Annotated in this window: 6 protein-coding genes; all 6 read right to left on the bottom strand. The window is 47.3% G+C overall.

Features of this window, described 5'->3' with window-relative positions; all coding sequences use genetic code 11:
* Positions 1–31: 31 nt before the first annotated feature.
* Entirely contained in the window at positions 32–1,060 is a 1,029-nt protein-coding gene (locus CCZ37_RS05410) for a succinylglutamate desuccinylase (RefSeq protein ID WP_010318606.1), read from the bottom strand.
* A gap of 224 nt (positions 1,061–1,284) precedes the next feature.
* Positions 1,285–1,887, bottom strand: coding sequence for a histidine phosphatase family protein (locus tag CCZ37_RS05405; protein WP_094499953.1), 603 nt, complete (start codon positions 1,885–1,887; stop codon positions 1,285–1,287).
* Entirely contained in the window at positions 1,884–2,528 is a 645-nt protein-coding gene (gene cobU / locus CCZ37_RS05400; protein ID WP_094499952.1) for a bifunctional adenosylcobinamide kinase/adenosylcobinamide-phosphate guanylyltransferase, read from the bottom strand. The genes CCZ37_RS05405 and cobU overlap by 4 nt, the downstream gene beginning before the upstream one ends.
* Positions 2,528–3,328, bottom strand: coding sequence for an adenosylcobinamide-GDP ribazoletransferase (locus CCZ37_RS05395; RefSeq protein ID WP_010318609.1), 801 nt, complete (start codon positions 3,326–3,328; stop codon positions 2,528–2,530). The genes cobU and CCZ37_RS05395 overlap by 1 nt, the downstream gene beginning before the upstream one ends.
* The gene (gene cobT / locus CCZ37_RS05390) at positions 3,328–4,356 is read right to left on the bottom strand and encodes a nicotinate-nucleotide--dimethylbenzimidazole phosphoribosyltransferase (RefSeq protein ID WP_094499951.1); all 1,029 of its coding nucleotides are present in this window, start codon (positions 4,354–4,356) and stop codon (positions 3,328–3,330) included. The genes CCZ37_RS05395 and cobT overlap by 1 nt, the downstream gene beginning before the upstream one ends.
* Before the next feature lie 192 nt (positions 4,357–4,548).
* The gene (rtxA, locus tag CCZ37_RS19300; RefSeq protein ID WP_094499950.1) at positions 4,549–17,235 is read right to left on the bottom strand and encodes an MARTX multifunctional-autoprocessing repeats-in-toxin holotoxin RtxA; all 12,687 of its coding nucleotides are present in this window, start codon (positions 17,233–17,235) and stop codon (positions 4,549–4,551) included.
* Positions 17,236–17,255 lie beyond the last annotated feature (20 nt).

The following is a 17,255-nucleotide window of genomic DNA, read 5'->3' as shown; positions in this document are numbered from 1 at the left end:
CAAAAGATTAACAAGCCAAAAGTAGCATCGATTAATCGTATACCAATTGATCGTCTTCATAGCGTGTCGCTACTTTGCACACCATCAATGCAGCGCGCTGGCCTAATGCCACTTTCCGGTTAGGAAATACGATCGCTTCATCTTCATTTTTCGCCATGAGTGGCTTTTCACCATCATGACCAAATACCTCACCATGTTTAAACGCAGTAAAGTTTTCGACGTTATCATCAAACATGAAATCAAAATCGTCATGCAAACGGACGATGGTACGGCTGACACGATAAATAGTTGGCTTTCTTGGCAAGTGTTCAGGTGTCGCATTGGCTACCAAATCGCGCATGGCTAAGTCAAACGCGACTAATCGCTCTAGGTTGTTTTGACCAAGAGGTGCGACTTGCCCCAGCTCAAGCGTTAAAGCTTGCGCGGCAAAATTCTCAGCACTGTACCAACTGAAGGTACTTGAGGGGGAATTTGAAAGCAGCACCGCTTCGATATGGGCGTTTTCAACAAATGCCATCAATTCTCGGCTGCGGACAGGATGGCGGGATTTAGGGCTGACGGCAAACGAATAATGTTTGGAGTGACGAATCGCACAGTGCAAATCAAGATGCCACCGATTTTGCTCAGCGGTGTGTTCGAAAAAGTCTTTCACTGTCTGTTTGAGGTGCTGCGCAATCTCTCTTTCTAGCGAGTTATTGCCATTTTTATCATCAAATAAACGGTTCAAATTCTCTTGCACAAAACGGGTATGTTGATTCGTCGCCTGAGGATGAGCCACAATCAATAAGCAGCGGTGTTGGACCGCTTGAAAACCTGACTGAATATCATCCACCAGCTTATTGACTAATTCCATTGGCGCAGTTTCGTCACCATGAATACCGCAAGAAATAATGATGTGCTTACTCTCATCGTTGAGATGAGCGGGAATCACTTCGAGTACTCCACGCGAGAGCACTTTAAGCGTAATACCAGCTGCCGTTTGGATTTCGCCACTGACCATTTCTTGGTCTAAATCCAAACTATCAAATAGGAAAGATTGGCGGAAAAGGGACTTCGTCATGCGTTACTCCTTTATTGCACAGCGGTATGTTAATGAATTGTAGAAGCAATTTATGTTGAGGCGATCCCACTTATCAAGATGGATAAGGGTAAATGAAGCTCATCAACGATCGTCTCAATACCTTATACAAAAATACGCTTAACCAGAGGCTCGGCGTTAATGGCCGGGAATTCTACCATTAAATCTGATAGTTACTCCATACTCTACTGCATACTCACCCGGTGCTAAATTTGAATTCCGATGCTCTTCACAGTCACATTCTTAGCGTTATCTTTTCCTATTTGGATATGAGTTAATGATTGATAGTCGATATTTAACACGCTATACCAATGTGGGTTTTGCCAGTCAGTGCCTAGAACATCGGCAAGTATCATTCTGATTGTTCCGCCATGAGCGATGATCAAAGTGTCTTGTTTAATCTCTTTAACTCGCGCCTCCCAAGCACGAGTTACACGCTGATGAAAATCGGCCAAGTTTTCTGCATTCGGTAGTTGATGTTGGGCCGGATTGATCCACAAAGTTTCCACTACTGGCCACATCGATTGCAGTTCATCAAAGGCCACGCCATCGACGTCACCAAAATCCATCTCTTGGAAATCAGGCTCAATTTGGTAATCCAATTTCGGCTGCTGTAAAACCAGTTGCTGCGCTAAATCATGGCAACGGCGTAGCGGCGAAGTAATGATGTTTGAGAAGGAGTAAGGGGACCTCAGCAAAGTGTGAGCGATCTGCTCTTGCCGATGCGCTTCAACGAGCACATCTGTTTTACCATTGAGTGCAGGCCGACCGACGGTTTTACTGTGGCGCATCAAATAGAGATTGATCATTGTGAGCCTTTTAAAGCGATGTCGTTTAGAGCAGTGTCTTTTAAAACAATGTCTTTTAAAACGATGTCTTTTAAAACAATATCTTTTAAAACAATATCTTTTAAAACAATCGGCAAGCCCGCCGCAATAAAGCTCACTCGGGTTGCTAACTTGGCTAGCGCTTGGTTAAGCCAGCCCGCATTATCGACAAATAAGCGCGAAACCTCCCCCATCGGGATCACGCCAAGGCCCACTTCGTTAGCGACGATAACCAAAGTGGCGGGCGTTTGCTCAACGGCAAAACAGAGTTGCTCGACTCGCTTTTTTATCTCCGCTTCGTGAGCTTGCTGGCCATGGTTGTAGATAACGTTATTCAGCCACAGCGTTAAGCAGTCCACTAATACCACATCATGTGCTGAAAAAGTGGCCATTAACTCAGGCAGTTGTTCAGGGCATTCGTGCTCTTGCCATTCCGACGTTCTTTGCTGCTGGTGGTGGGCAATCCTTGCCTGCATTTCATCATCAAACGCAATCGCGGTGGCAACATAGTTAAGCTGAGCCTGCGGCAGCCGCATTAACAGGGCTTGGTGTGCTTGCTTTGCGGCCTGTTCAGCGAAACAAGACTTACCGCTACGCGCGCCACCCAAAATCAAATGCACCATTATTCAATCGCTCCCATGCTCAAATAACCCAGCCCAGCGAATACAATAAGCAGCAGATAGATCAGCAGTTCCATGATCTGTTGTGCAGCGCCAAGGCAATCTCCGGTGAAGCCACCAATACGTGCCATCAACCAAGCTTTGAAGAAAATACGAAAAACCACAGCAACCAATACTAGGCTCAGGCTTACCTGCCAACCAAACCATACCGCAGGCGCTAAGCCGCACAGCAGTAGAAAAATGAGCTCTGGAAGGGTTTGTTTATTAGCTAGCGGCTTACTTTTACTGCTATCGAGATCGCTCACATACGGCATGTCGAAAATCAACGATGCCGCTATCGCACGGCTAAAACTGTAGCCTAGCACCCACACCATCAATACATTGCCATAACCAAGTAGCGCCTCTAGAAAGAGAAACTTACACAGTAGCGCCATCACTAAACTGGCCGCACCATAGGTGCCAATACGGCTATCTTTCATGATGCTCAAACGGCGCTCAACCGTCATTCCTCCGCCAATGCCGTCCGCCATATCGGTTAAGCCATCTTCATGAAATGCTCCCGTTAATAACAAACTGGCCACCATCGTCAGTGCGATGCTCACCTCGTTCGGTAAAATCAGGATCAGCACACTGTAGATGGCACCGCAGATCGCGCCGAGTAATAGACCAACCAAGGAAAAATAGCGCCCAGATCGGTTCATTCGTTCACTGCAATAGGGCGTATTGTTAGGAATAGGAAGGCGCGAGAAAAAACTCAGCGCCAACCAGAACAGCTCTAATTGATAAGCGAAAGCGCGCAGCATTACACTGTCACTCCTGCGTCGGCAAAACTGGCCATGGTGTTGTAAAACTCGGCGGCTGCTTTGACCAAAGGTACGGCTAATGCAGCACCCGTTCCCTCACCCAACCTCAACCCTAAATTAAGCAGTGGTGTCGCGTTTAACTGTTCAAGTACGCGTTGGTGGCCCGATTCATGGGACTGATGAGCAAAAATCATCAACTCGCGGCAATCCGGTTCAATAAGTGTGGCCACATACGCGGCTACCGTGACGATAAATCCATCCACCAGAATCGGCGTTTGCTGCTGGTAAGCGCCTAAAAATGCTCCGACCATTTGCACAATTTCAAAGCCGCCTACTTCCGCAAGGACCGTTTCTGGATCCAAACCACGGCAGCGTGTTACGCCTTGCTTCACTAACTGTATTTTTTTCTGATATTGCTGTGTTGAAATGCCAGTGCCGTAACCAACGCACTGTTCAACAGAATGTTCAGAAAGTGCCGCTAATATCGCAGAAGCACTACTGGTATTGCCAATGCCCATTTCACCAAACATCACCATATTGGACCCCGCACGGATCACCTGCTGCACGGCCTGATTGCCTAGCAATAGCCCTTGTTTCACTTGCTCTACAGACATCGCTGCTTGGCGAGCAAAGTTCTCCGTTCGGCTACCTAAGCGCTGCACAAGAAAGTGCGGATTGTCGCTTTCTACAGGGAGTAAAATCCCGCAATCTATTACTTTCATCTCGACTTGATTGCTGCGACAAAAACAGTTGATGGCCGCACCACCCGCCAGAAAGTTAAGCACCATTTGCTGAGTCACCGCGCTTGGCGCAATGCTAATGCCTTCATCTGCAATGCCGTGATCGCCAGCAAAGACCAGTACGGTAGGCTTATGAATGGTGATCTGCTGAGTGGGCTGAGGCTGATTTTGACTTTGGATTAAGGCGAGCTGGTGTGCTAATGACTCAAGTTGGCCCAGCGCCCCCAAGGGTTTGGTTTTTTGATCGATCCTTTGTTGTATCGCTTGGCTATGATCTTGTTTTAACATTGCTTCTGGGCTCTTCCATGAAAAGAGAAGAGTTTACTCGTATTCGCTAGTATCGGCTAGGTTTTGCCAGTTTGAGCCTAAAAAAACACCCCCTGTTTTCTACAAAATCAGGAGGCGTTTTCAGGTTTATATGGGCGCTATTGTCAAACAGACACGCCCACAAAGGCTGGTTTTAACCCGTGAAAGACATGATTACGACAAGCTAAACTTCCCGGTATTCACATCCGACCATGCGGCTATAATCGCTTGCTGAGGCTGAGAAGCTAATCCATCCATAAAGTTGCTTTCTCCCACCTTAGGCGCGAAGGAACTCATCGCTTGAATGAGGTTGTCTAACGCATTATCAGTCAAACAGGTATATTCCTGCTCGCCTTGAGCGTCTTTTTCACCTAAACCGATAATAAGTTTGGCTCGATTATTTGCAAAATAATCGTTGAAAGTCACACAACCTAACGCATCAAATAGCGTTTGATCGGAAGAGGTATCAGTATGGCGTGCCATAGAGATTTTCAGATCGTAACCACTACGCTCAAACCATAAACGGTTCCAATCAATACCGTTGAAGATGATGTTTTCACCTTGGCGAATATCTTCAACCACGTTATCGATCACCTCACCACTGACCACAAAACTGTCTACGCCAGCACCGCCTTTGAACGTATTTTGGTAACCCCCAAGCACCATGACATCGTTACCTTCACCACCGTTTAATGTGCTGAATTTTGAGATGGCGGCGGCAATTAAGTAATCCTCGCCCTCGCTAGCATTAATCGAAGCATGGTAACCCATCAGTTTGACTTCATCGTTTCCTTGTCCAGCATCAATTCGGTTGTAATTGCCAAAGACTTTCGCAAAGTCGTTGCCTGCACCAAGATCAAGTTGGTTGTTATTGCCAATCATCACTGCAAAGTCTTGATCGTCTCCCATGTCCACACGGTTGAAGTTACCTGAAGTGACCGCATAGTCATTACCTGACCCCATGGTGATCTCACCACCTTCGCCAAAGACAAAGGATTGATCATCACCCGCGCCCATAAAGACGTGGTTAATGCGTCCGGCCACAACCGCCGTATCATTACCATCACCGCCGAACATCATGTTCTCGCGACCCATTAAAACGCCCATATCGTGGCCTTCACCGCCGGTGAAAATATTGGAGACTCCCGTTGCGTAGAACACATCGTCTCCACGTCCTCCCCAGAAGTTATTATTGTCACCGAGATAAGCGCCGAGATCTTTACCGTCACCACCCCAGTTGAAGTTGTAATTGCCCAGAGAAACGTTCATATCGCCATCCCCTTGCAAATGCCCACTGTTACGAAGGAAATCAAACGTTTTATCCTTCATATTGAGCAAATCGGCGGTGAGATTCTGCTTCAGATTACTGACCAATGATGCCATCTCTGTCTGCTTATCTTTGCTAAACATAGTGGCAAATACATTGGGTAAATTGAGCGCATTAAAACCAAATGCGCGCTCTGGTTTGGTTTCTTCAACAGTGGCTGATACGTTTTCCGTTGCCGCAGGTGCGCCATTGAGAGTCACTTGCGCTGTATCGTTTTCCTCTGGTGCTTTCTCTTTCAGTCCATGACTTTCAGCAAAGGATTGAAGACCATCAGCCCCCATATCGATTCCCGCTTTGAGGCTATCTAGCAATTTTTCTGGGTCAGTAAATGCGCTGAGCTGCTCACCACCAAACTCGCCAATCACTTCTAGCATCTCTTTTAAAATGGCAACGCCATCTACCGCTTCATCAGTACGAGAGACTATTTTGCCATCAGCGGTGTAATTGACACCGAAGATATCACCTAAAGTCGTCTCTGCACCGACCTCAGCAAATTTACCCAGCAGCTTATTCTTAAGCTGACGAGGCAAATCTTGCGGATTATAGGTAAAGGTCGTTTGAGCCATTCCCGTTGCTGAGAATTGCTGGGTTAATACGCCAAACAATGAACCGAGATTGGTATCCAAAATCGCTTGGATGTTGTCTCCGAACATAAAGTTCCAGTTGCCCGTGGTGACCTGAATATCGGCTCCTTGACCACCGACCGCGAAGTTAAAGGCCAACTTCTCGTTCATTTGACGGAACTTATCCGCGCGGCTCATCTTGCCAGTATCATGATTACTATTGCCACTTAACCACTGGTTGTACTTTTTATTCAACGTGGCTTCAGCGTCAGACTTCAAGCCGCGGCTGCTGCGCTCATTCTGAGAGTCCAAATCAACCAAACTGGTGTAGTCAACACTGCTGGTTTGATCGAGACCGGACATCTCTTTAACAAATTTTTTCGCACCAGAGAGTGTCCACTGCTGTTCTTGAGCCGCTAGCCAATCAGCACCCTTGCCTGATTGTGCGATGCTTTGTAATACTCCTGAAATACGTGATGCACCATCAAATGGATTGACCAGTGGCGGTGTCGGGATCGACTTATCCATCATCACGATAAGGTCATTACTGTGACCCATATTGAAACTTACGTTGCGGTTACCCATAAACATTTGAGCACCTTCAAGCGCCTGATAACCAGCGATGTCGACACTATGTTTGCTGTCACCATTACCAATATGAACCATGACATTGTTGTCACCAAAGGCCAGCGACTTAAAGCCTCCCGTACCCACTTTAATACCAACATTTGACGTACCCCAGTTAACTGCGGTGAACTCACCGTCACCGACGTTGACCTGAATATTGCCCGAGTAGCTGAGCTTATTGTCACTGCCAGCCGATGCCGTAGTATCCGTTTCCGGTTTACGCTTTTCAGGTGCTTCAAACACCTCACTGTTGTCGCCGATGGCACCACGTGCTGGCTCATTAACCTCACTCGCACCAACACGAGAAAGATGGATATCCCCTTCCGCCACACCGTTACGAATGATCTCGTCACGTGCGGTAACTTCGCCTTGCGTATTCCAAGTCAGTGAGACTTTATTGTTTGCAGCCTTTTTTACCCAATTTCCATTGGCATCTTGAGTATGTTTGCGCCCTGTTGTGTCTACCGCTACATCAGAGTTGCGAACAGACACATCCACGCGAAGACCATTGGCATCCATGGCATTGATAAATTGATGGCCAAAGCCTTTCTGCTTGTCATCACTCACTAAAGAGCAACCGACAATACTGATATGGTCAGGCTTGTTGCTGATATTTTCCGCTTGGCCGAATGCCTGCTGGAACTTCGCCAATTTCACTGCAAGTTCATCGGCACTGTAGCCACTTAAGCGAGTGTTGTTGTGTTCTGAATCATCACGCCCATGGCCAACCAATTGCCAGCGCAGCTTTCCATCCAGTTTCGATGGGTCACCATACACCACGCGATAATTCCCCTCAGAATCGAGCTGAACGACCACACTGTTTTCAGCATGCTTGCCAGCTAGATTTGCCGCCGCTTTTGCGACGACTGGATCGTTCTCCATTTGTACGATCACTTGGCCATCAAAGCGAGTGTCTCCGCCGTCAACTACCGCAACTTCAGCCGTATGCCAGTCTTGTACATTATGGTTTTGAATATGATTATCAGCACCCAATGTGTTTTCTAAATGAGTACTGTCCAGTAAGGATTTTGTTTTTAGTATTGCGGTGATGTCATCATGATCAAACGAAGTAATTACACTTTCATTGATGGTTGAAGTGTTTAGGTTGATCGCCATACCAATCGTTTTACCATCAAATAAATTACGTATCGTTTCACCCGCATGAAACTCTTCGGTGTACTTAGCAACGATGTGTAAATTTTGATCCGTTTCTTTCACCGCTTCAATGCGTAGATGAGCACCTGGTTTGAGTAAGACTTCCGCTTGATTTAACTGCGCAAGCCCAGCAACGTTAGTTCCTTTGGCATCAAGAATGGTCAGAATAACTGTATCTTTCCCACCTCGGAAACTTTTAGCCAATTCAGTACTGGTTGATGTAGAGGTAAAACCTTGATCGCTAAATAACTGGCCAGGAGTCACTTGTGAAGCAAGATCGCTCAAGCTTACTCCTGGCATGAAAGCTCTATAAACGGTACCTTCAAATGTCTCAAGTTTATTTAAACCTTTAACAGCATTAACAGCATTGTCTTTGACAAAATAGGTCAGCTTCTCTTCTTTTCTTAAAGCTTCATTTACATATTGGAAGCCTTCACTGGTATACCATTTAATCCCTTTTATCTCGTCATCCGACAGTTGTACGTTATTAACTACCGCTTCACCGGTCTCTCTTCCTTGTACTAGTTGTTGGTCTTGCAGCTCTTTATTAAAAGGAACCTCTTGTTTCGAAAGCACAGCTAAGCTCTCTTGGCTGCTGTATTTTGTTCCATCGGCAAGATGTTTAATATCAACAACGGAAGACACCTTGTTGGTGCTAGAACGCAGCCGATGCAATAGATCCGCCGCTAAATCAATGCGAGTAGCAGACAATTTTGCGATTTCGACTCTCGTTTCTTGCGCAACGTTATTATAAAGGCTTTCACTCACGCGATTTTTGAGGCTCAGTAAAGCGGTATTACGACCTGATTTTTCATGGTGTGATACATAGTCATCAACTAAGTTATTAAGTCTTAATGCTGCTTCTATTTGCTTATCACCTTGCGTGGTATGCAGTAAATCCAATTGGTCTAAGATCTTTTGATAAGATTCACCAATAGGTTTAGCAAAGACTTTCGCTTCATTTTTCAGTTCGTCTTTAGTAGACACCGATGATAAATCGAGCGTTGTTTGCTTACCTTCGCCGAGGCTCTGCAGGACGTCAATTACTGGCTTATGAGCTTCCATTTCCAACGATAGCTCTTCATCATCAGTTGCAACCGTTTTAGAGATCAAGGTTGTGATAACTTGTTGCACATATTGGCTCATCAAGCGGTTGCTTGCTTCGTGAGCATAGAATGTCTGCTCACCAGTGACGTTGTAACCCGAAGCGGTGAGTTTGGTACGAAGTTTTTCACCTTCGTTACCCAAACCTTCGTTATCGGTCAACAGCAGAATGGATGTCTCTTTTGGCAAACCTTCGAGATTTTTCTCTACAGAGAACTGACCATTCACCGCCTTAGAGATTGCACCTACAATACCAGCAGGATTTACCACTTCATGTGCAGTGATTGCTTTAGTCATACTTGGCATAGGGCGGTCGAGCAACAAACCTGAAACTGCTTGACCATTTTGCGCAGCAAAACGCGCGAGATCAGCAGCAATCGGCCCACCCATTGAGTAGCCATGAATGATGATATTACTTGGGTCAATACCCTTGTCATTCACTAGGTAGTTGAACATGGTGCGAGCGTCTTGGTACAAGCCTTTTTCGCTTGGTCCGCCGTCGCTTTCACCATAGCCACGCAGGTTGACTGCGAGCATATCGATACCTTGCTTCTGGTAGTGATTGCGAATCGCGCTCGCTTGCTCTTCAGCAGAAGAACCAGAACCGTGCAGGAACAACACGACTTTGCCGCTGGTCGCGCTCGTTTCACCTTCGTTTGCTACAGCCCCCTGATGGTAATACCCCGTTAGACGGCCCACTTCCCCTTTGAGGGTGACTTTCTGCGATTCTCCATTTTCTACCGCATGGTCAAGTAGGGTTTGCGTGATTTCGCCAATCTTACGACGCGCGTCTTTCTCACCATACAACTCGTTATTGAGGAATCGAGTCAATGGACTCAGAGATTCTTTATCGCGCGGTGGCGTACCATCATTTTCAATCGCCACGTTTTCTTTGTGCTTCTCATTGCCTGACAAGGCATCAAGGAGATCAGTGACTTGATGATTTTGCTTCTTCGCAGCAATTTCAAGCTGATCATATAATCGGCTAAAGCTGTCTTGAGATTGGATATTTGGCCCAGCCACGGCAAAAACAGAAACCTCCTCTAGACGCGTATTCACCTGATTTAACAGTGAATTCATCGCTTCAATACGCCCTGAGTCTGGATGCCCCAGCACATAGCCTTCAATTTTTTTACGCAGACTGAGCAATTTTTCTATTGATTCCTGCTCGTAATCAGAGAATTCAGTGACGCTGGAGTGGTATTCGGCTAATGCATCAATCACCTGCTGATAGCTTTCACCGCGGATCTTACCCGTTACATGCGCCGCATCCAGAAGCTCAGTGACTGACATCAGCTCCACTTTGGCGTTGTATTGCCATGCACCATCGACTTTCTGCGCCAAAACATGAGTAATGCCTTCATGATGTGAGATAACCGTGTTATCCACTAAGAAGAGCTTATCGGGCATTTGTTCAAAGTTATCGAAGTTGGCCAGAATCAAGCGTTCGATAGTTTTTTTCTGAGCCTCGTCTTCAGGATTATCCAGAATAATGGTTTTACTCTTGTCATCGTTTCCTGGCCATGCACGTACTTTGAAGCCTTCATCCCCTTCTTGCACCAGTAGATTTCGTTCGGTACGCAGTGAGTAAAATGGCAAGGCGTCACGCAGCATGCTGTCAATAGCGCTTAATTTCACATCGAGTTCTATCAGAGAATCAGCTTTGTAACCTTCTGGATTTTTGGCCAGAAGCTCTGCTTGTTGCGCTGCACTTAGTGCATCAAAACGGACTTTAACACCGACACCAGCATCGGTAAGTTTGTGCCCAATCTCGTTGACTGGCACATCTTTGTATTCTGAAACAGGCTTATCGAGTAGGCGTATTTCACCGACCAGTCCTTCACGTTGCAATTGACGTAGCAAAGGCAGTTCAACGTTCCAGAAATAGTTTCCAAGACGCATTCCACCTTCAGCGATAACATAAACATCGTCTTTTGCACCTGCTGCATAAACTGAACTCCAGAATCCTGTATTGCTGAACGTTGCCGCATCAATCGATGATTGCAAGTGATTCTGCTCAGTTGTATCTGAATCAAGGAATAGATCTCCCCAGCGCATCAACTGCTTATTCAGATCTATCGCGAAAGCATTACCTTTGACATCAATGTCATAAACCACCTTCTTACCGTCCGGTTGGGCGTTATCCAGAACATTTCGGTATTCTTTGAAGTTTCTACCTGACCAGAACGATACAATACTGTTCTCACCATGTGGCGCTTCAAAGCTATAACCGTAGCTCTCAAGCTTGGTAAGAAACTCAACCCGTTTATCCCAATCATAATCGAGCGTGGCTTCAACAAACAAAGTGGCTAATGCCTGAGCTTGATCTTTCGGTACTTGGTTGTCGGTATGTTCGATGTAGCCACCAACAAATTGAATCATACGCTGCTTAGTCTCATCAGAAACATTCGCATCAATACCTTCAAAACCTGGGACGGGGAGATATTTGTCCGTCGCCACGCCATTATCGGTGTCTAGCCAACGATAAAGATTAGCCACTTTTTCTGCGCGAGCCGCCACAAGCGATACAGCAGAGTCATGCGAAGCTTCACCAAGCCCTTCTAAGTTCACCCCTGAAATGCGGATCTCTTTTCGAACCACATCCTGAGACGCAGTGGTTGGCACCACAATACTGTCGGTGTTTGTTTCTTTGAACATTGATGTGATTGTGCTAACGCTGTTCTTACCGCGAATACCTGCGTTAATTTGCAGACGGTTGACTGCGTTGGTCGCACCTTCTAGCGCTTCTTGTTCTTGTTCGCTCAAACCTTCACTGAATCGGCCATCAGCGTTTGTTTGACTATCAGCGTTGATATGGCGGCCCGCAGCACCAGCGGCTTCGACGCTATGTGCTTGACCCGCAAGGCCGCTGCCCGCAACACCTTGACGATCAGGGCGATCGCTTTCGTTTTGCTTAGCCCCTTTCGCATCATTCTGCACTTGGTTGGCTTTATTTTCCGCGTTCATCGCATCGCGATCACCACGCGATTGCGCATCGTTTGCGGCACTGTGTGCATCAGATTCCGCTTGTTGCGTATCCTTACCTTTTGCTAAAGCATCGGCTTTACGTTTTTCAGCATCAGTTTTAGCATCGGCAATGTCTTGCTCTGCACCCGCTAGGTTCTGCTCACCTTTTGCAACGCCCGCTTCCGATTGTGCAACCGCATCTTTGACTTTATTTTGATTGTCCGTGTGCGTCTGTTTCGCGGCAGCAATCTGCTCACGAGAAACCTGTGTTGCCTTGTCCAATTGACTTTGAACACCATCAAGCAAGCCACCGGCAAAATTGTTGCGCCATTGGTCGCCCGACTCACCCGTATGCGTGGCTTTGTCATCGAGCACATCGAGACCTTGTGCCAGTTCGGTCAACTCAGCCGTCACGGCTTCCGACTCTTCTTTCACCGCATCGCGTTGAACTTGGCCATTATTTTCCAAGGCTTGTTGGTCGGTAGATTCCAACTGGCTTTGCGAACCTGCGACAGCATCGAGCTGTTTCTGCTTTTCTTGTTCTAAACGTTGGCGATCCGTTTCTGCGCGATCTTTGTCTGATAGAGCATTCTGCGACGCTTGATTTTGCGTTGCATGCTCACTCACCGCATTAGTTTGCTGTGGCGTTTCTGATTTCGCCACTACGTTATCTAAGATATAGCCCAACCCATCATCGTGGCCTGTGCCTTTGAATTCGATACGGTTACTGCCAGCATGAGCGGTCAGTTTTAAGGTTTTTTGCTGCCAAGCAGATTCGTCACCAGACGATGAGAAAACCACTTCGCCGTTCCAGAGAACGTCAATGCCTTCGTTATTAGAAATGCCTGCACGTTTTGCAAAATCAAAGCTCACAGCAATGACCTCGCCTTCCGTCAGGTTCTGAATATCTTGGTAGATAGTCGTGCTTTGATCTGTTGCCAATTCAGACACATTGTTACCGTGCCCATCCCGCTCCAAACCATATGAACTTGCAGAAACATAAGCTTCGACACCATACGTAGAACTCCAACCGAAATCACTCTGCTCAAAATCGCCATTAACAATGAGATTTGGCCCTTGAACTTGGTCCGAAGAGTCGTCAACGCTGAGCGCATTTTGCATTTGATTGAGATCAGGTGCGTCTACCTTGGTCACACTCCCTGTGAGGCTATCACCCAAGTCCGAGCCCACTTCTTCAATCGCCTCCATTTGGAAGCCATCCAGCTTGGTGATTTCAGGTGTCGCAATCGCACCACGGCCTTTATGCGTACCGGATGATGATGCTTCATCGCCTTGGACTAAGTAGTTGATGGCTTGGCTACCACCTACACCAAGTACGGTTTGCTTGATGTTATCAAACAGGGCGGAGAGCTTGTTGCTACTGGTGTTGCTCGACGCGACCGCCAAACTGTAGAAATCACCATTACCGATTTTGATCGCCACGTTGTTTTGAGCGTAAGAAGCATTAACCCCTAAACCATCACCAACATGAATATTGGTGTTGGCTTTACCTTTCATAACCGCGACGTTCAAACCATCGCCGATTTTGGTATTGACGTTGTATTGGCCCCAAGCAACATTGACCGAAATACCGTCACCAACCACGGTGTTAATATTGGCATCACCATAAGCGGCGATGACGTTTAGGCCATCTCCCACTCGAGTCGTTACGTTCGCTTTACCTTTCGCGGCGGTCACCTGCATACCATCACCGACTTTGGTGACGATGTTGCCTTTACTCCAAAGTGCGTTAAAGCTATCGCCATCACCCACTTGAGTCACGATGTTGGCTTCACCTTTGGCTAGCACAACATTTCGGCCATTACCTACTTTGGTGATAACGTTAGCTTTGCCCCAAGCGCCGGTATAATCATCACCATCACCCACATGGGTAATGATATTGGCTTGACCTTGAACGACAGAGACTTGTTGACCATCGCCCACTTTGCTGATGACGTTGGCTTCGCCTTTGGCAAAATTATAGCGATCTCCATCACCTACATGAGTAAACACGTTTGCTTGACCCCAAGCCACGTTAACACCCAAACCATCACCGACTTTGGTAATGATGTTTGCCTTGCCCTTGGCAATACCAATAGTCGTGCCATCTCCGACATGAGTCATCACGTTGCCGATATCGGAAATCAACAACCCTACCGTGGTGCCTTCGCCCACTTTTGTGAGGATATTGCCTTTACCAGCCAATACCGCTGCGGTGGTTGCATCACCGACATGGGTCACGACGTTGGCTTTTGCTGCCGCCACAACACCCATGAAATCATCACCCACTTTGGTGACGATATTGGCTTCGCCCAGTGCTAACACGCCCGTTAGACCATCGCCGACGTGTGTCATGATGTTGGCTTTACCGAACATCGCAGCCAAGGTTGTGCCGTTACCAACCTTAGTCATCACGTTCACTTCGCCTGCGAATATTCCTAGGCTGGTTCCGCCACCGACATGAGTGTAGATGTTGGCTTTACCGACCATCAGCGCAGCGGTGAGATCATCGCCCACTTTGGTCATGATGTTGGCTTGGCCAATCATCGCCGCAAACGTGCTGCCGCTACCTACATGGGTAAAGATATTAGCGTTACCCACCATAGCCGCAAGTGTGGTTCCATTACCGACTTTAGTTGCTATGTTGCCTTTGGCTAACATAAGCGCCACCGACATGCCATCACCGATATGGGTGAAGACGTTAGCTTCGGCCACCATTAACGCGAGAGCATCACCGTTGCCTACTTTGGTGAAGACGTTACCAAGGCCGCCCATCAGCGCCCAAGCATTGCCTTCGCCCACATGGGTAAAGATATTGCCAGCACCCATCATGACTGCAATGGATGTTCCATCGCCCACTTTAGTGAAGATGTTACCCGCCGCGCCCATTACGCCAAGGGTTTGGCCATCACCAACATGCGTTAGCACGTTGCCAACACCAAGCATAATGCCGGTCGTATCGCCATTCCCGACTTTCGTTAGAATGTTCGCGCCACCGACCATGACACCCGTTGTGGTGCCATCACCGACATGGGTGAGCACGTTAGCGCCTCCGCCCATCACAGCAAGGGTGTTGCCTTTGCCTTTTTTGGTGAGAATGTTTGCGCCGCCGAGTGCCACCGCCGTGGTATTCGATAATTGATCATCACTGCTGATATGGGTAATCACGTTCGCACCACCCAGCATGCCCGCCGTGAGTTCACCATCACCCATTTTGGTCAGTACGTTTGCGCCACCAGCCAGTACCGAAGCCACATCGCCTTGACCGACTTGCGTCATGACATTGAAACCGCCAGCCGCTAGCCATAGTGCATCACCACTACCGATTTGCGTGTGCGTGTTATAGCCGCCCAGTAGAGTAACTCGACTATTGCCTTGGCCTTTCTGTACCGAGATGTTGCCGTAAGCCAATAAGTGAGCCAGATAGTCACCGTTACCGACACGAACCAGCACGTTCAACGCACCACCAGCGTAAACATCCATCTTGCCTTGCTGACTTTGGTGCACTAATACGTTTGCCAAACCTGCGCCGCGGAAGGTGAGATCCCCTTCTTCGCCACTTTTGACAATCACGTTCGCTGCGCCAGCACCGTTAAATTCAGTGTTACCGAACTGAGAGCTATGCAGGATCAGGTTGGCAAGACCGCCACCGTTAAAGTAAACATGACCGCGTGTTACATTAGATTTAATAACGTTACCGCCACCGACACCATTGAAATGAATATCGCCAGAGCTTTCGCCGCTATCACTTACGGGTTTGAATAAGGTTTGATCCGTGTATTCGTCGATATCAGCCACGGTTTCGCTGGTGCTTCTAACGGCGTTTACACTGTAATGCAAGTCACTGAGCGAATAGTCACCTTTGCCCATTGGGTTATACCCAGTTGCAGACGAAATATCTTGGTTGGCTATATTGGCTGTGTGATCACCTTCTTTATACCAAGAGCGGGCTTGATATTTCAGCGCCCCAGTCTCGGCATCGTTAGCCAGTTCAACCACAACGATTTTCGTGTGTTGTCCCAGCATTTTAGCGTAAACATAAGTGTTGGGTTTGCGGTTTGATTTCACCGCTTTGACATCAACCTTAGTACCATCAGCATCAATCGCATGACCGCCCATTTTGGCATCCGACAATGACACCTCTTTCGCATCAACCACCGCACCATTGGCGTAAGTCACCCACTCATATTCAGTCAGATTTTTCTCAACCGCATGAACTGTCACTGATTGCTGATGTTCAATGGCAATATTAGAAAGGGTGTAACCACCGTTGACTGGATTGGACTCAAAGCCACCTGAAGAAGAAACATCGGAATGAGCAAGATCGGTTAAGTGATTACCCTGCTTGAACCACGCCTCTGAGTAGTACTTGAGTTTGCCGGATTCAGCATCATTATAGAGACGGATTTTGTTGATTTTGGTGTAATGACCATCTGCAATAGCAAACAAATAGGTATTGGGCTCTCGCTCTGATTTTACGGCGTTAACCGCATGGAACTTGTTGCCGTTATCAATCGATAAACCGTGCATCTGTGCGGTAGTGAGAACGATCTCATCCGCTTTGGCATATTCCATACCTTGAGCATCAAAATCGCCGCCACTACCTTTACGAGTAATGGTGTTATAAGCACCGCCACCCGAGAAATGAATGTCACCATGGGCCACATCAGAATAAAGGCTGTTGTAACCACCCGCACCTTTAAAGGTGACGTTGCCACTCACCCCTTTGCGACTAATACCATTATAGGCTGCTGCTCCACCATAGCTGACGTCGCCATGATGACCTAAGTGATCAATCGAGACACCACCAGCAGCACCTGAGAATGACACATTGCCATCGCCACTCTTATTAATGTCGGCATATCCAGCCGCGCCTTTGACAGTGAGATGACCTGTTGTGTCATTCACTCTTAAATATGCGGAACCGCCTACAACGGTATCATTGCCACTTCCCGTATGCACGGTAGCGCCAATCGATCCCACACTAACATGGTCGTCACCACCATAAGCATGAATTTCGCCGCCAAAACCGATAGCAACAATATTGTTATTTCCATCGTCGGCGGAATAGTTTCCGGTGAAGAAGTATTCGACACTTCTCCAAAATGGTTTTCCCATAGACTGTGGCTCTTATTATT

Origin of the sequence: Vibrio qinghaiensis, assembly GCF_002257545.1 — a bacterium.
In the GTDB taxonomy this organism is placed as follows: domain Bacteria; phylum Pseudomonadota; class Gammaproteobacteria; order Enterobacterales; family Vibrionaceae; genus Vibrio; species Vibrio ordalii.
This window is presented reverse-complemented; position numbering and strand designations above follow the sequence as displayed.